This window comes from Ornithinibacillus halotolerans (genome assembly GCF_014637405.1).
GTDB lineage: Bacteria > Bacillota > Bacilli > Bacillales > Amphibacillaceae > Ornithinibacillus > Ornithinibacillus halotolerans.
Genome location: NZ_BMEY01000008.1, coordinates 131,395 through 148,706, shown reverse-complemented (window position 1 = coordinate 148,706; position 17,312 = coordinate 131,395). Strand labels below are relative to the sequence as shown.

Sequence of the window (17,312 nt, the reverse complement as noted above, 5' to 3'; positions counted from 1 at the left end):
ATTCAGGGGTAACTGCCTGAACGAGCATTAAATCCTCACATATTATAATTTTGAGTTGCTACTAGAATATTCTAGTACGTAACTTAATATGTAAAAAAAGGAGGATACTAGTTTGTCACTAAATAATCTGATTATTAATGGTAGCTTCGAAACAGGTGATTTTAGCCAATGGCACGTCCTTAATGCAGACATTACAAATTTATATGCTCATTCAGGAATATACTCAGCAAGACTTGCAAACAGTTCTGTTGCAGCTTCTGTATCTCAAATTGTTCCTGCTGAAGCTGGTGAATCTTATGAACTATTAGTTTCCCTATCAAAAAGTAACTTACAACCGAGTCCTATAGTAAATATACAAGTCTTGTTTTTAGATGCTGCAAATAATGTATTAGACATCGGACTTGATGTTGAAATTGGATATGGGAATATTCCAGTAGTATTAGATGATACCTGGTTTGAAATATATCAAACAACTGAAAGTGCTCCTGCTGGAACTGTTAATGCACAAGTAATTATAAGTAAGCCAGTCAGTGCACTAAATGCACCTTTTATATATGTTGATGATGTAGCATTACTTGAAGCAGAAGGTGATGGATCACCTGGGGCAACTGGAGCGACCGGAGCAACCGGAGTAACTGGAGCAACCGGAGCAACCGGAGTAACTGGAGCAACCGGAGCAACCGGAGTAACTGGAGCAACCGGAGCAACTGGAGCAACCGGAGTAACTGGAGCGACTGGAGCAACCGGTGTAACTGGAGCAACCGGAGTAACTGGAGCTACTGGAGCAACCGGTGTAACTGGAGCAACCGGAGTAACTGGAGTAACCGGAGCAACCGGTGTAACTGGAGCAACTGGAGCGACCGGAGTGACCGGAGTAACTGGAGCAACTGGAGCGACCGGAGTGACCGGAGCGACTGGAGTAACTGGAGCGACTGGAGTAACTGGAGCGACTGGAGTAACTGGAGCGACTGGTTCTACAGCTGAAGCAGTTACTGAAACATCAGCATTTGCTGCAAATACAGGTGGAAGTGATATTTCTGTTATATTAGGAGGAACATTAGTACCATTACCAGATGAACAGAGCCTAGACGGATTTACTGTTAATGGCGCAAATACTATATTTACAGTACCTACAGCTGGAAGATACTATATTTCATATAGTGTTAACTTAACAGCGGGGTTACTAGTTGGGGCTCGAGTTACGGTTAATGGTACTCCGATTGAAGCTACAGAGATTAATCCGGTCTTGTCTGTTTCGAGCTTTAATGGGGAGGCTATTGTTTCATTAAATGCTGGAGACAACGTATCGTTAGAATTGTTTGGGTTGTTAGGTTTAGCTACATTACAAGATGGTGCAGGAGCAACTCTAACTATGATCCGAATCGAGTAGCAATCTGATAAAGAAGTGGTCTAAGCTTAATATGTGTTTAGGCCACTTCTTCATGAAAAAAAGTTTTGACTAGAATTAGTATTACTATTAATGAATATGTAGGTTCTAATACAAACAACTTTCCTAACGGATAAATATAATATACTACTTAACCTAATTATTATATGAAGGGAGAAGAGTAATGGTTTCTATTAGTTTATGTATGATTGTAAAGAATGAGGAAGAGGTACTAGCAAGGTGTTTAGATACCGTTAAAGACATTGTTGATGAGATTAATATAGTTGATACTGGGTCTACAGATTCCACAGTTGAAATAGCGAAAAGATATACAGATAGAGTATTTTTCTTTGAATGGATTGGAAATTTTGCAGCAGCAAGAAATGAATCATTTAAGTATGCAACAAAGGATTATATCTTATATTTAGATGCAGATGATGTTTTGCTAGAAGAAGACCAAGAAAAATTAAAGAAGCTTAAAGAGACACTTGATCCTACCGTTGATTCTGTGTCTATGTATTATAATGCAGGATTAGATGAATTTGGAAATGTGACATTACAATATCGGAGAAATAGGTTAGTTAAAAGGAGTAGAAATTTCGTCTGGAAAGGTGATTGCCACCAATACCTTGAAGTACATGGGAAAATTATTAATTCAGATATAGCCGTCACTCATAAAAAAATTCGGCATTCCGTGGGTAGAAACTTAGATATTTACAAAAATAAAATTGCTCGTGGTGATGAATTTACCCCGAGGGATTACTTCTATTATGGGAATGAGCTTCGCGAAAATGAACTCTATAAGGAAGCAATTGAAAGTTATAAGAAAAATATACAAATGGCTGAAGGTTGGATTGAAGATAAAGTATACGCATGTATAAATAAGGCGGATTGTTATCGTAAACTAGGAGAAATGGAGGAGGAGTTAGCTTCTTTATTTGAGTCTTTTAAGTTTTCTAAAACACCTCGTCCTGAAATCTGTAGCAGAATCGGTTATTATTTTCAAAGAAAGCGTGAATATCAATCTGCAATCTTTTGGTATGATCTTGCAACAAAATTAGAGAATGATTTTAATAAGTGGAGTTTCACATATCCTGCGTACTCCACTTGGTACCCACATCTACAAATGTGTGTATGCTATTATAATCTTCAAGACTTTGAGAAATCTTATTATCACAATGAAGAAGCGAGAAAGTATCGACCAGACGATGAGAAGATTATTTTTAATAAGAATTTGCTTGAATCCAAATTAGGAATGGACACAATACAACCAACGTAATTTTCTTACGAATCAAAGGCTACTATGTCCTATTTAGTAGCTTTTTTTGCAAAAAAATAGCGTTATAGAATCTATCGATAGATTCTATAACGCGTGAAGTTAACTAATAGTTATTCCCCATTAGTCTGGCTAGTTGTTTGACCTGCATTTCCGATAATACCCGGGAATACTACAGGACATTGTGGTGGAATAGCTGGAGTAGGACATTGTTCTGTTAAGATATCTCTTGGTTCACAGAAGTCTGCAACTAATTCGATTGTTACATCGGCAACAGATTGAACACTTTGGCAGACATTTAAGAACAAGTCAACACTCTCAATGGCGCCAGAAATACAGTTTACACTTACATTACAGTCCACATCAGATACGCGAACTACAAGTCTTGTTCCTTCAGGTGCACATAGGAATACGGATTCAGGAATGTCAATAGGAATTTCATCTGAAACCATTACAAAAGGTGTGGTACCATCTATACCTCTAAATTCAATAACAACGTTAAGTGTTTTTACAAATGACACCCTTTGTAATGTTACTAAAGCTCCATTTACAACAAATTGTCGATCTTCGCGCTCGCCAACTTCTGTAATTGGGATTTCTGCATTTGGTGGAAGTGGATTTCCTGTTACTGGGTCTACTAGATAGCAGGTAGCAGTTAACTCACTAACTGTTGGACCACATGGATTAATTGGTAGAGTACCGAGTGCAGCTGGAAGTATAGTTTGATTTAAATCTTGTTGTAGTATGACCCAGTCATAGACTTTTTCTGCATTTATGCATAGAAGCTCTTGAGCGCCTCGTAATGATTGTTCTTGCATAACTCTCTCCCTTTCATAAATTATTTTAACAGTAACAACTTATGTAGTATAAGTGTCTTTTGCACATTATAATAGTCTATTTTCTAGTTATATTAACCAAAATGGATATTTACCTAGATATTTCCTAGGCTAATAGACTGAATTAGTCACCAAGAACATATAAAATTCATACAATATCCTAAATTAATGCACTTGAGGTGGGCGTTATGGAAAACCCTTTTGGGGGAGAGGGTGTTGGAAACCTAATCAGCCAATTAGAGAAATTAAAAAAAATAATTCTAGGCTATCAACAAAATGATATAAGTCATGACTATTATCGGTTGAAGTCTGAATATAATGAATCCAAGGTGAGGCTATTAGCAACTAGGCAGAAGTTGTCAAAATTAGAGGAAAGATTTAAAGACTTTTTAGATAAGTATCAGCAGTTAGTTACTGAAAGAGACGCATTAGAATTGCAAATGAAGCTGAATAATAGTATTAATGATCCCAGTCAGAAAGATGAATCCTCTAGTGTAGTAAATGAGACGATTGGAAAAGTAGTGCCGACAGATAGAAAAAATGAAGAAATGCTTGATTTAAAGACCTATAAAGAATTAGCAATAGAACTTATTAATTTAATTCATTTAATAGAAAACAAGTATCATTTAATGAGGAGAGAGGAGTTAGTAGATGATATGGAAATTGAAAAGAAGAAGGATATTTCACAAAGTGAATCTTCTATAGTACAAGAGGAGCGCTCCGTATTAAATAGTTCGTTTAGGAATAGAATCTTAAAGGGGGCTGAACCACATATTAATCCAAGCTTGAGAAAAATAAATGATAGTAAGAGGCATTTTCCGAAAGACCCATTAAGTAAAACTATTATAAGTCGAACCAAATATAGTGAAGAGAAGTATACACGAACAACATCACCAAACCAAGAAAAAGAATTAAAGGATACTCTCAAAGGTGACCTCATTAATACAACTTTCTTTAATCAGCAACTTCTTCAGGAGATGCAAGGTAAATCAAACTTTCAAGTGAAAGAATTTAATTATAAAGATTTGAAAAATGCTACAAGTGTCACTTCTATAATTGAAGGTAGGCAGAATTACCAACAAGGCCATAATGAAAAAAAACATGTTAGGTTAAGAAGTGAAGCAAAGCCAGTCTATATAAAGTATAAGGATGATAAACAAACATCGAGTATTGACCCCGATACTCAGGAGATTGACACAACAGTTACAAACCACCCTAACCAAGAAGAGGTAAATAACTTAAATCATGTAAATGCAATGAATCAACGAAAAAAAACAACTGAGATTACGAAAGAAGTAATGGATCATAAGGAAGAATATATTAATCAAACTAGTGACGATTTTGTACAAATTACCAGTGATAATTATGAAAAAACAGCGGACAAAGTAGAACCTTCTATGAAGGAAGGGAAAATTGATATAGAGGAACATGTTATTGAGGATGAAATAGATGTAATAGGAATGAAAGAGCAAATGCCACAAGTCGAAAAGAAATCATTAATAAGAATACTGTGGAAAAAGCTCACTAGGACATGAATACTATGGAGGAAAAGACTGGGATAAAACATCAGGTCATCTATTTTGGCTAGAGTACTGATTAATAAATCCCAGTCTCATAGTTAAATAGATATCATTCAATGAATAGTCGTTTAATTTCTTCTAGCTGATTGCGATTATATTGTAAGGCTTGATCTAACTCATCATAAAGTATATTAATATTCTCCTCCGTAACTTCTTGTGTATTACGATTATCTGGAGTTAATTTTGATTTCTTTGTTCTATAGTCAATAAGCATGGTAAGAATAATATAGTCTAATTTTTCTAGACTTGTAGCATCGGCAGTTACATTATCTAACTCTTTGTAGATGACTTCTTTCAAGAGTATCCACAACATATCCTGACTTACCATAATTTTCAAATCTCCTTTCCATTTGTACTAACATTTATACTATTCAATGCGGTAATCCCATTCTTTGCAAAATCAGTGTATATAAAACCTTGGACTGAACAAGAAAAAAAACTTTCACTCTTCCAAGTTAATTGAAAGTCTGAAAATGAAATAGTTTCAAAGGGGAGTAACGTTTTTTGATTATTTAACTTAAACCATAATACATTATCTTCATCTTCACCATCAGTTTGGGTAAATCTATTCCAATAAGTGGATATTGATCGATCAGTTTGATATGTATTTGTTTTATATTTCCCCGAGAAGTTATACCTGTCCGTGGCGTCAATTTTTATACTAATATATAGGTCATTAATAGTATTTGGACTTAGGTTTTTAATTTGAAAATCTCCTAGAATAATATTTTCCTCATTAATATTACTTGTTGTATTGATAGAAAAGGTAAAGTAACCAAGTAAAGAAGGAGTTACCGGATTACTGGGGTGTTGTTTCCTTGCCAACTCTTTTATTTCTTCTACAAATGTTTTAGTTTGATTGTTCAATAGAGTAATCTTCTCTAATAGAAGTTTAGAATCCACAATGTGCACCTCCATGATCAATTTGAGTGTTTCCTTTTATACATATGCACGGTTAACGAAATATATTAAGAAATGGAGTAATAAAAATCATAAGGAGGTCACCTAATATGAAAAATTCTGTTGGAGGTGTTCAACTTCCTAGAAAAATTTTTAATCGTATTGTAGAAGAGTGCAGGAAGTCACTACCATTTGAAAGTTGCGGGTTTTTAAGTAGTAATAAGAAGGGAGAAATTTGTTCTAGCTGGAATTTGCCAAATGAATCAAAATTAAAGGGGCAATTTTATGTTAGTCAGCACTCTGTAAAAGAAGTACTTCAAAAAATCGAAGGGAAAAAAGAAAAAGTAACCATTTTATACCACTCTCACCCAACAGCACCTCCAATCCCTTCCCGTGTAGACGTTAAACATCATCCAGACGAAACAGTTAGCATGCTAATACTTTCATTTATGGATGACAGGCTAGAATTTAAATGTTATCAGATTATAGGTAATTATTATAAAGAAATACCTGTACAATTAATTTAGTGTAAATTCTTTTTATAACATGGATGAAGCTGCTAGTCCTTTGGAGGTCATGTGCAATTTCGTTCCAGTGTAATATCAAGAAATATCTACAAGTCTATAAAAAAATAAACCGCTTGAAATCAATAGAGATAAGATAGATTTCTTTACGGTTTTATTATAGTATTATTAGTTTTATTAGCCACCAAAAGCTTCTATTAATTCTTCAATGTCCTGTAATCTCAAATTGCTTTGGCGGGGAGGCTTGCTAATGGAATTTGTATTTATAATAGAATGATTTGTAGTGCTTCTGTTTAGTATTAATTTCTTGATCTCTACTAGCTCTGTTAGTATTTTCTCTGCACCAGCATCCCGTGATGTCTGAGGCTGAAGATAATCATCAAGCGCTGATAATATAAGGTAAATTAACGTGTTATTTTGCGAGTGGTACGCGAGTTGTTCATGTACTCTTTGTATAATATATTGCGATTCCCTAGTTTTGACATTGATGAATTTGTCAGGAATAGATAAAACGGTTTTGTTTAGGTAATCTGAATATTTCCATGACATTTTCATCACCTCACTCTTTAACTATTGGAATAAGCATACATATTCTCTTTCTGGTATTGCTTCATTTTAGCAAGAATTAAGAGACCGAGAACATTTAGATTCGCCATGTTTTCCGGAAAATATAAATTAATTGGTCTTCCTCTTTCTTTCCATTTCAAGGATGCCTCTTCAATTTGTCTTCGTGCGATATCGACTGCACCACCAACAGCAATATAGTGAGATGCCCCTTTTATTTCACTAGAACCACTTCTTACTCGGTCAAAATGCTCCAAGTACTTCGATGCTAAAGAGCGTAATTGTGGGATGATATATGCTAATATCTTTTTTTACACCAGCATATGGTTCTACATACCATTTGGATGGGCCCTGGATTAACTTTTCTTCTAGTTCAGAACGAGAATTAAACTGATATAATTCAAATTTACTTACCTTTTGCATAATAACATCTAAATAAGGATTGATTCCAAAAGCTTCTCCCTCAATAGATGCAACTGGCTTGTTGTTCTTAATTCCGATAAAATCTACTGAATCTCCACCTAAGTCTCCGATAATGATTCCTTTTTTAGATTCTTCAACAAGTGTTTCGTCAGTTATTAATAGGGATTCATGATCACGTGTTAACCCTAAGTAGGCACATGCTCCTTCTACACCAACGATTACATCCTCAATAGTTAGCTTAACAACACATTCTTTTGTTTTTTTCATTCCTGGAACTTTATGGAAGATAACTGTATGTGTTCCAATTAAACGTTCCTTAAAGCGATCTTTGTTTTCTTTATATTGAGTAGTTGGTAATGAAACACCTAATTGATCAATCTTATATTCAATATTGTCTGTATTACCTAGCTTATAAAGTAAGGCATGATATGCTGCTATTGCAAATAATAAAATGTACGTCCGTATCTCATCTGTCTTTTGATTATTGTAAGAAGTAAAACTTACATTCCGTTGTTTTGCAGCTGCTTTTCCAACGTAATATCTTTCTCGTTTATCAACAAATGCCGGACTTTTTACTTCAACAATTAAATTTTCCTCTAGCTCAATGTCGTCATCATCATATGGCATTTCATATAATTTTTCATCGAATAATGCAATTGTATTTGGCATTTGATAGTCAAATAGTTTACCACCATCGGAAATGAGTGTTTTATACCAACTGTTTCCGATGTCTACTGCAAGAATATTCTTATCCACTTATATTCACCCTCCTCAACCATAGCCTATGCAGGAATATCTGGGCTGGGCTAGTACCTATATGACTTACATGACTAGGTTTAATACACCTGAAATTCCACTTAAACACTGATTCAATCAACCATGCGGAATCAAGTGTATTGCATAAAATACAGTGAGGTTAAAATAAAGGAAGAGAATGAAAATTGAGTAAAAATATTCATAACTCAAATTGTGTATCTGTAAATAAATCAGCTCCCGTTCAAGAGGCTATGGTAGCAGCCGGAGTTGATTTTCCACTACAACAAACAGGCACAATTCGAGTACCAGTTGTATTAGGAGTGTATGATATAACAAGTCATCTTACAGCAAATATTAAATTTCCACATCCATTAAACAATATTTGAAGAAGTCGAGTTTCATCTGCTCGAACTGCGGGGAAATAATACTGATAAAAATGTCATGCTTCCCCCACTAAGTATCCAACCGCTAGTTGAAAATGCTGTTAATCATGGGATAATACAAGTTGCAGGTAGTGGAACAGTAACTATTCAAATAAATGAACATTTGAGCAATATTGAAATTGTAGTTAAGGATGATGGTAGGGGGATGAGTCAAGAAAAAACCGAGCAACTTTTAAATAAAGAAATCAAAAGTGGAAATGAAAGAACAAGCGTAGGCCTAAAAAATGTAGATTCCCGTTTAAAACAACTATACGGAGAGGGACTAATAATTCAAAGTAGCCCTAATCGTGGTGCAACAGTAAGCTTTTTATTCCCAAAGAGACTAACAATTAATGGAAAGGTACACATATGCTTAAGTAGTTCTTGGGCAGATGTGTACCTGATATTTTATATAACGATAAAGTTTGTTTCCCTGTTTTCATTCCAACCGCTCCTCTAACTATATCTGCCCTCTGTAGAATCAAGCCACTGTTTATACCAGGCAGCAATTTCAACCCAGTGGGGACAGTCCCCTTAAAGTTCTATTATCATTTTACTCTATGAAAATGAGCTTGTCTCAGCTTTTTTTAAACAATACTTTATTCCATATGTGGTCATTAATACGCTTTCATTTATGTAAAGAATTTGTATAGAATCATTCGTTACAATACTAAAGGCTGCAAAGTATTACTGGAATAATATAGGGAGAGGAGATCTATATTGAATTGGTTTAAAGAAGTAGTAAGTAAACGAGCTTTCAAACTATTTTCGATTTTCTTGATTGTCTTCTACATGTTTACGACGTCAATTCCAACTCAAATCGTGGTTGCCAATGAACAATATGATGTAGAAACGGGCGAACATGGGGACATTCGTAATGAAAAGACAGGAAGAGAATATGAACGGGCAATGATTGATAAAAAGGTATCCTGGGGAAATAAACCAGGAGAGTACTTTATTGATCTAACTATTGAAGGGAAGGATGCTACACAAATTGAAACAACAGATATTGTGCTCGTGTATGATAACTCAAATAGTATGAATAACAATCAACGAGTTACAATTGCTAAAGATGCCACGACAAACTTTGTCAATGGGCTATTACATGGTGCTAATAACAATTTCCAAGTAGCTCTAGTTACTTATGGTAGTGTGGTATTTGATGGGAGACAACGTACTTGGTCAAACTATCCAGGGCGAACAGATGACTATTCATTTAAAACATTGACAAAAAATCCAGCTAATATTACGAGTAAACTCCCAAGTAATGTACCTCAGGACCGTGGTGGGAATACGAATACATGGCATGGTGGTACATTCACGCAACAAGGATTAGAAGAGGCTGGAATTATTTTAAATAATAGTACGGCTGACAAAAAGGTAATCGTAACTATTACAGATGGAGTACCTACCTTCAGCTACAATACACAACGTAATGTTGTAGGTGATGGATCGAATTACGCTACAAATAATTTCCATAATGGTAATAATACCATTCGTGAAGCTGACGGATTAAAAAGTCGTTATGAACTTTATACAATTGCTGTAGAAATTAGTGGTGGTAACGGTGCAACACAAGAAGAAGCAGAGCAGTTAATGACAAGTATATCTTCTTCTCCTGATCATGCATATTTTGCATCAACGGTTGGACAGTTGCAAGCACATTTAGAGGAAATAGCGACAAAGTTCAATAAATCAATTGTAAATGGTTCAGTAGTGGACCCAATCGGAGAAATGTTTGTTTTACAAGGTGGTGAGAATTTCACACGAGCTTCAAATAATCAACTAACAGATGGTAGCTATTACTTAGATGCATCTAATCCAGCGTTGTTAAATGGAGTTACTGTTACAACAGAAGGGCAAACAATTAAAATAAATGGGTTGAATCTTGGGGAAGATGAAATTGTTACTCTTCGTTATAAAGTACAAATCGATACGGAAGAAGAAAGTTTTGAAACAGACCAATTTTACCGAACTAATGGTGAAACAATATTAGTACCGAGGGCCTCCCACCCAGATGAAAGAAATGTGTTTCCAGAACCTTATGCTTCTACTAAAGGTATTTCTGTTTCTGGTGTGAAGTTATGGGAGGATTATGGGCTTGAGGAGAATAGACCAAATAACATTACCATTAAGTTAATGCGCGATAAACAAGGAGTACCTACCGAAGTAGAACGGGCAACAGTAGTACCGGATGCAGGTGGAACATGGGAATACGAATTCCTAAATCAAATAAAATTTGACCGCTACGGAAATCTGATTAATTATTATGTGGAAGAAGAGACGGTAGAAGGATATGAACCCGTAGTTAACCCTGATAATCCATTAACTATTACTAATAAACTAATTGTTAATCCTGAAATTACGTTAGTGAAAGAGGCAAATCGTGATGGCCTTGTTGCAGGGGAACAGATTGAATTTACATTCACGGTAACGAATACAGGAAATGTCCCTCTTGACAATATCCAGTTAGCAGATGAATTAGAGGGAATAAGTGAAATTACATTTGAAACTGTTAATGGGGAAGAAATAGATGATCCAACTGCTATCGTCTTGAAACCTCAAGATATACTAATTGCTAAGGCAACATACACAATTACACAGGAAGATGTAGACAGTGGTCAAGTAATTAATCATGCAACCGTAACTGGTACGTCTACGACACCTGATCAAACTACCGTCAAGGATGAAGATGATGTAAAGATTTCTCAACAGTTAGTCCCGGATATTTTATTAGAAAAAACTAGTGATATTCAGGTAGTGACTGAACAAGGTCAAGAAATCACGTATACATTTACCGTAACAAATACAGGAAATGTGACGTTAACAAATGTTCAAGTAAATGACCCTATGTTAGGTGGGACGATTGAGCTTGAAAAGAATAAGTTAGCACCGGGTGAATCAACAATAGGAACGGCAACTTATGTTGTTACTCAAACTGATGTAGACCGTGGTGAAATTATCAATACAGCAACAACGAAAGGAACACCGCCAAATTACGATCCAGGTAATCCAAATGGTCCTCAAATCGTAACGGATGAAGATGATAACATGGTTTTAGCAGAGCAAACGGCAGACATTTTATTAGAAAAAGAAGCAAATCGTGACCACCTTGTAACAGGGGAAGAGATTCGTTATACATTCACGGCAACCAATAGTGGGAATGTGACATTATCTAATGTAACCTTGACTGATGAATTAGATGGATTAAGTGAGATAACCTATCTATCAATTAATGGCAATGTAGTTGCTGACCCGACAAACATTATATTAAAGCCAGGAGATGTATTAGTTGCCGAGGCAACATATACAGTAACACAAGCTGATGTAGATTCTGGAGAAGTTGTCAACTTTGCCACTGTAAATGGAACGGATCCAAATGGTGATGTGGTAGAAGACAACGACAGCGTAGAGATACATGCAGTAGTTAACTCTGGAATTGAATTGAAGAAGTCAAGTAATGTAGAAGAAGTTACGGAAGCCGGCCAGCAAATTACGTATACATTTACCGTAACGAATACCGGTAATGTAACATTGACCGATGTTCAAGTAAACGACCCAATGATAAATGACTTAGGAATAGATATAAGTTTAAATAAAACAACGTTAGCACCTAATGAATCAACTACAGGCACTGCCATCTATACCGTAACAGAGGAAGATATGGAACGTGGGAAAATTATGAATGTAGCTACAGCAACTGGTACACCACCCAATCCAAATCATCCAGAACCAGAGGATACGGATGAAGTAGAAGTTCCAGTAGGTAGTATTCATCTTGAAAAACGCAGCATTCAAGAAGTATTTACCGAGATTGGACAAACCGTAACATATAAATTGGTTATCACAAACACTGGGGAAATCAGACTAACGAACGTTCAATTAAATGATCCGCTATTAGGTGGCGATATTGAATTAAACGATGTAACGCTCGATCCAGGTGAGACAACTGAAATTGAAGTAGACTATGTAATAACTGAGCAAGATTTTGAAGCTGGTGAGGTACACAATACGGCTGAGGCTACAGGTGAAACTCCTAAAGGTACACAAGTAGAAGATCAAGATAGTGATGTTACCTTAAAAGCGAGTATTTTACTTGAAAAAACAAGCGATGTTGATTTAGTCACACAAGTTGACCAACAGGTAACATATACATTTACTGTAACTAACGCTGGTAAAGTAACCTTGACAGATGTTCAAGTAAACGATCCGATGTTAGGTGGAGATATTACACTAGAATCTACTGTTTTAGAACCAGGTGAGTCTACGATAGGTACAGCAACATATTATGTAACTCAAGAGGATATAGACCGAGGCAAGATTCTCAATACGGCAACAACAGTAGGTTCACCACCAAACTACAATCCAAATGATCCAAACCGTCCTCCAAAACCAATGGATCAAGATGATGATTTAGTTTCAGTTGAACAAACACCAGCCATCTCATTAGAAAAAGAAACGGATAGAGAAGGGCTAATTGCAGGAGAACAAATCGAATATCTATTTACAGTAGTAAATACAGGGAATGTAACTCTAGAAAATGTAGTAATAAGTGATATTTTAGAAGGTATTAGTGAGATTGAATATGTTTCAATTAATGGTCAACCTATTATAACTGGGGAAGCATATGAATTATGGAACACATATTCAAATCTGGCATCTTCTGAGGTAAATACACATGATTCTAATAAACTTCTTAGAGATGTACCATATTTGACATTAAATTCTACACCGTCTATTACATTAAAGCCTGATGATATGTTACTTGCAAAAGCGATCTATACCATCACACAAGCAGATGTGGATAATGGACAAGTAGCTAATGAGGCAACTGTAAAAGGAACATCTCCTACAAATGTAGAAGTAACAGATAAAGATGATGAAATCGTAGAACAAGAACGTTTTCCCGCGATCGAACTAGAAAAAACAAGTGATGTGGAAGAAGTAACAGAAGTTGGCCAAGAAATCACGTATACTTTTACCGCAACAAACACAGGAAATGTGACATTGACTGGTGTAACCGTGAACGACCCGATGCTAGATGTTACTATAGAATTAGAAAAAACAACATTAGCACCTGGAGAGTCAACTGTAGGAACAGCAACATATATTGTAACGCAAGCAGATATCGATCAAGGTGAGATTATTAATCTAGCAGTAGCAGAAGGAACGCCGCCTGGTTATGACCCAGAGGATCCTGATAATCCAAATCATCCACAAAAACCAAAGGATGAAGATGAGAATAGGGTTGCTGTAGAACAAACACCAGCCATTCAGTTGATAAAGAGTGCGGATCGTGATGATTTAGTTGCTGGAGAACAGATTGGTTACACGTTTACAGCAACAAATACAGGAAATGTGACATTAACACAGATAACTATTACAGATAGATTAGAAGGTATTAGTGAAATTACCTATATTTCAATCAATGGAGAAGAGATAACGAATCCGCCATCAATTACACTAGAGCCTGATGATGTTCTAGTAGCAGAGGCAACGTACACTATTACGCAGCAAGATGTGGATAATGGGCATGTTACGAATCAAGCAACCGTTATTGGATTATCTCCGAATAATGAGGAAGTAACGGATATTGCCGACGAAATTGTTGAACAAGAACAGTACCCAGTAATCGAACTAGAAAAAACAAGTGATGTGGAAAAAGTAACAGAAGTTGGCCAAGAAATCACGTATACTTTTACCGCAACAAACACAGGAAATGTGACATTAACAGATGTAATAGTGAATGATCCAATGCTAGACGTTTTAATAGAGTTAGAGAAAACAACCTTAGCACCAGGAGAGTCAACAGTAGGAACAGCAACATACATCGTGACTCAAGCGGATATGGATAACGGCGAGATTGTAAATATTGCAACAGTAGAAGGTACACCACCTGGCTATGATCCAGAGGATCCTGACAATCCAAACAACCCAGAAAAACCAAGGGATGAGGCTAAGGATGAAGTTCCAGTTATTCAGAATCCTGCCATTAACCTAATTAAAGAAGCAGATCGTACAGACTTAGTAGTTAATGAAGACATTCAATACAGATTTACAGTAGTGAACGTAGGGAATGTTTCACTAACAGATGTCAGAATTACTGATTTACTAGAAGGTGTTAGTGAGATTCAGTATGTATCCATTAATGGTGAAGTGGTTAAGGATTCCTCAACTATCACGTTAAAGCCAGGTGATATTCTAGTTGCAGAAGCGACATATAACATTACGCAACAAGATGTTGATAATGGAAAAGTTATCAACGATGCAATAGTAACTGGTAAGGATTTAAAAGGTGAAGAGGTCACTGATAAGGACAGTGTATTAGTTGAGGGAGAGCTATCACCTTCCATCAGCCTTGAGAAAACTAGTGATATGGACAAAGCTACAAAGGTTGGTCAAGTAGTTACGTATACATTTAAAGTAACGAACACAGGAAATGTTACTTTAAAAGATATTGTGCTTAATGACCCTATGCTAGGCGGAACGATTACATTAGGAAAAACAACACTTCTACCTGGAGAGACAATTATCATGACAGAGAAATACATCGTGACTAATGCCGATTTAGAAAAGCAAGAAATAGAGAACATAGCAGATGTAACAGGGCATACATCAAATGGTAAATCTGTTTCGGATAAAGATTCTATTGTCATACCTATAGAACAAGCGATTCCACCAACAGATGATAAACTAGTCCAAACTAGTAATAATTTGTTCGGTCTAACAGGATTAGGATTATTATTATTAGCCGCAGGTACCACAATGCTGGGGATTAATAGAAGACGTAAAACAATAATAAATGATTAATTAAAATGGGGCGGGGACAAAACTGATTCTCATACACTACAATGGAACTACACTTTTCCAGTAGTTTTAGAGGAATTCCTTTTGTCCCCTTTTTTATAAATGATAAGAATTATAAAGTTTATTAAGGGAGTTGTGTGCCTTGTTAAGGTGGATAGGCAGAATATTTATTATTTCTGGATTAATAGTTTTAATTACGGTTGGTTATTTATTATATGATTTCTATCTTGGGAGTAATTACCAAACAAAAGAAGCACACGATATCTTAATGAATTATGGCTACAATGATGACGATATAGATGTTAATAAACTATTAAAACGGAAAGATTTTGAACCAAGAATTGGCGAGGTGTACGGCACATTAGAGATACCGGCAATAGAATTACTTTTACCTATAGTTTATGGTTCGGAATTAGAGCATCTCCGTTATGGCATTGGACATGATCCGAGGACCGCTTTACCGAGTGATGGGGAGCAAGTTTTCCTATCTGCTCATAATGATTCCGCATTTCTAAACATAGGTGATTTGAACCCTGGTGACAACATTTTTATAAATACTCCATTCGGTAGGTTTGAATATATCATTGATTATTCTGAAGTTGCTCATGAAAGTGAAACATGGAGAGTAGGAAATAATGACTTCGAAGAACTAGTTTTAATGACATGCTACCCATTTTTCTCGTTAACCCGTCCTGAAGACCGTTATTTAGTCTACGCTAAACCAGTATAGATTCCACCAAGATTTTTATATAATATGTACTACTAAGCTGTGTGGATTAGATACAATTAAATATTCATCTACAAAGGGAAAAGGCGCTGAACTAAGCACCTTTTTATTTTTGCTCGACTTCTTAAAAAATTAACTTTATCCCACTTATTACTATAATAACTAGGATAAGAATACGGATGTGCTTGGAAGAAAACTTCAATGTTAACTTGCTTCCGATAATGGAACCAGGGATGGAACCACAGATTAGGAGAAGTAACAATGCAAGATTGACATGTCCGTAGCTAGCCATTAATATACCGGGAATGGAAGTTAGAATAAAGGCATGTGCAATATCTGTGCCAACTAATTTAGAGGATTTTATATGGAAGAAATACAGTAAGAATAAGGCAACTAGACTACCAGCACCAACCGAGGTTATTCCAACGATGGTCCCAATACATACACCAAAGCTTATGAGTAATACTTTTTTATCTTTTACTGTTTTTTCTTTCCAACGATTATTTACTTCGATTTGGAAGAGAATTTGAATTAATGTAACTAAGGAAATGGTCAACAGTACAATTCCAAGAATAAGGAGAATCAATCTCTCATTATAGTAATCAATCAAATAATAATGGAAAAGGAAATTAGCTATAATTGCTGTTGGAAGACTTCCAAGGGATAGGTATTTCACTATTGTAATATTGATTGTTTTTTGTCTAAAGTGTTGCCATGTTCCGAAAGCTTTCGTTATCGAATTGTATAGAAAGTCTGTACCAATGGCTGTAGAAGGTGGGATTCCCATGAAGATTAATAAAGGAGTGAGGATGGAAGCGCCTCCAACTCCAGCTAAACCAATTAAAATACCTACAATAAAACCTACAAAAATAAACTCGACGTTCACATTATACACCTCAAAAGAATAGCAGATTTTTAGAATGACCAGATGATAAGTTTGATCTGTAAGAGGTCTTAATATTTGATGTGAATTGGACAAAAATAGTCTAGGTGACATCTGGAAAAGTGACAGAGGAGAATGTTATGTAGTTATTTTATGAAGGAAAGGTTTAGTTGGTTATACAAAATTTCCATGACATGTACAATTGAAAGGAAAGTGTTAACTAAATT

Annotated in this window: 14 protein-coding genes; 8 read left to right on the top strand and 6 right to left on the bottom strand. The window is 35.7% G+C overall.

The features are described from left to right. Positions 1-112 precede the first annotated feature (112 nt). Positions 113-1,390: an NTTRR-F1 domain gene (locus tag IEV35_RS09795; protein ID WP_229740713.1), complete on the top strand. Its 1,278-nt coding sequence runs from the start codon at positions 113-115 to the stop codon at positions 1,388-1,390. A gap of 181 nt (positions 1,391-1,571) precedes the next feature. Beyond that, positions 1,572-2,666 (top strand): glycosyltransferase, encoded by a 1,095-nt coding sequence (locus IEV35_RS09790; protein ID WP_188384473.1) that lies wholly within the window; start codon positions 1,572-1,574, stop codon positions 2,664-2,666. Positions 2,667-2,776: 110 nt separating this feature from the next. On the opposite strand, the gene IEV35_RS09785 is transcribed toward IEV35_RS09790, so the two are convergent. Continuing rightward, positions 2,777-3,481, bottom strand: a complete 705-nt coding sequence (locus IEV35_RS09785) for a BMQ_0737 family morphogenetic spore coat protein (RefSeq protein ID WP_188384472.1) — start codon at positions 3,479-3,481, stop codon at positions 2,777-2,779. A gap of 206 nt (positions 3,482-3,687) precedes the next feature. On the opposite strand from IEV35_RS09785, the gene IEV35_RS09780 reads away from it, so the two are divergent. After that, complete coding sequence (locus IEV35_RS09780) at positions 3,688-5,034, top strand: hypothetical protein (RefSeq protein WP_188384471.1); 1,347 nt, start codon at positions 3,688-3,690, stop codon at positions 5,032-5,034. 94 nt (positions 5,035-5,128) lie between these two features. Here the strand turns inward: IEV35_RS09780 and IEV35_RS09775 are convergent, their stop codons facing one another. Beyond that, the gene (locus IEV35_RS09775; RefSeq protein ID WP_188384470.1) at positions 5,129-5,407 is read right to left on the bottom strand and encodes a hypothetical protein; all 279 of its coding nucleotides are present in this window, start codon (positions 5,405-5,407) and stop codon (positions 5,129-5,131) included. A gap of 5 nt (positions 5,408-5,412) precedes the next feature. Then, entirely contained in the window at positions 5,413-5,982 is a 570-nt protein-coding gene (locus IEV35_RS09770; RefSeq protein ID WP_188384469.1) for a hypothetical protein, read from the bottom strand. 107 nt (positions 5,983-6,089) lie between these two features. Here IEV35_RS09770 and IEV35_RS09765 point away from each other — a divergent pair, with 107 nt between their 5' ends. Continuing rightward, entirely contained in the window at positions 6,090-6,506 is a 417-nt protein-coding gene (locus IEV35_RS09765) for a M67 family metallopeptidase (RefSeq protein WP_188384468.1), read from the top strand. Between the two features lie 563 nt (positions 6,507-7,069). On the opposite strand, the gene IEV35_RS20145 is transcribed toward IEV35_RS09765, so the two are convergent. Together IEV35_RS20145 and IEV35_RS09760 are read right to left on the bottom strand one after the other, a co-directional pair. Then, complete coding sequence (locus IEV35_RS20145) at positions 7,070-7,324, bottom strand: hypothetical protein (RefSeq protein ID WP_229740712.1); 255 nt, start codon at positions 7,322-7,324, stop codon at positions 7,070-7,072. Next, the gene (locus IEV35_RS09760; RefSeq protein WP_229740711.1) at positions 7,311-8,246 is read right to left on the bottom strand and encodes a ParM/StbA family protein; all 936 of its coding nucleotides are present in this window, start codon (positions 8,244-8,246) and stop codon (positions 7,311-7,313) included. Before IEV35_RS09760 ends, IEV35_RS20145 begins: the two co-directional genes overlap by 14 nt. Before the next feature lie 185 nt (positions 8,247-8,431). On the opposite strand from IEV35_RS09760, the gene IEV35_RS09755 reads away from it, so the two are divergent. From IEV35_RS09755 to IEV35_RS09740, 4 genes are all read left to right on the top strand, one after another. Further along, a complete protein-coding gene (locus IEV35_RS09755; protein WP_188384467.1) occupies positions 8,432-8,632 on the top strand; it encodes a hypothetical protein in 201 nt (66 codons plus the stop codon). A gap of 55 nt (positions 8,633-8,687) precedes the next feature. Continuing rightward, a complete protein-coding gene (locus IEV35_RS09750) occupies positions 8,688-9,128 on the top strand; it encodes a sensor histidine kinase (protein ID WP_188384466.1) in 441 nt (146 codons plus the stop codon). Between the two features lie 260 nt (positions 9,129-9,388). Continuing rightward, positions 9,389-15,478 carry a CLIPPER-2 domain-containing protein gene (locus tag IEV35_RS09745; RefSeq protein ID WP_188384465.1) on the top strand — a complete coding sequence of 2,030 codons (6,090 nt, stop codon included), beginning with the start codon at positions 9,389-9,391 and terminating at the stop codon, positions 15,476-15,478. A 139-nt stretch (positions 15,479-15,617) separates the two neighbouring features. Then, positions 15,618-16,205, top strand: a complete 588-nt coding sequence (locus IEV35_RS09740) for a class D sortase (protein WP_188384464.1) — start codon at positions 15,618-15,620, stop codon at positions 16,203-16,205. A 121-nt stretch (positions 16,206-16,326) separates the two neighbouring features. Here the strand turns inward: IEV35_RS09740 and IEV35_RS09735 are convergent, their stop codons facing one another. After that, entirely contained in the window at positions 16,327-17,088 is a 762-nt protein-coding gene (locus IEV35_RS09735; protein WP_229740710.1) for a sulfite exporter TauE/SafE family protein, read from the bottom strand. Positions 17,089-17,312 lie beyond the last annotated feature (224 nt).

Coding starts and splice junctions, on each gene's coding strand:
- IEV35_RS09790 (WP_188384473.1), top strand. CDS start 1,572: ATGGTTTCTATTAGTTTATGTATGATTGTAAAGAATGAGGAAGAGGTA.
- IEV35_RS09765 (WP_188384468.1), top strand. CDS start 6,090: ATGAAAAATTCTGTTGGAGGTGTTCAACTTCCTAGAAAAATTTTTAAT.
- IEV35_RS09780 (WP_188384471.1), top strand. CDS start 3,688: ATGGAAAACCCTTTTGGGGGAGAGGGTGTTGGAAACCTAATCAGCCAA.
- IEV35_RS09750 (WP_188384466.1), top strand. CDS start 8,688: ATGCTTCCCCCACTAAGTATCCAACCGCTAGTTGAAAATGCTGTTAAT.
- IEV35_RS09775 (WP_188384470.1), bottom strand. CDS start 5,407: ATGGTAAGTCAGGATATGTTGTGGATACTCTTGAAAGAAGTCATCTAC.
- IEV35_RS09785 (WP_188384472.1), bottom strand. CDS start 3,481: ATGCAAGAACAATCATTACGAGGCGCTCAAGAGCTTCTATGCATAAAT.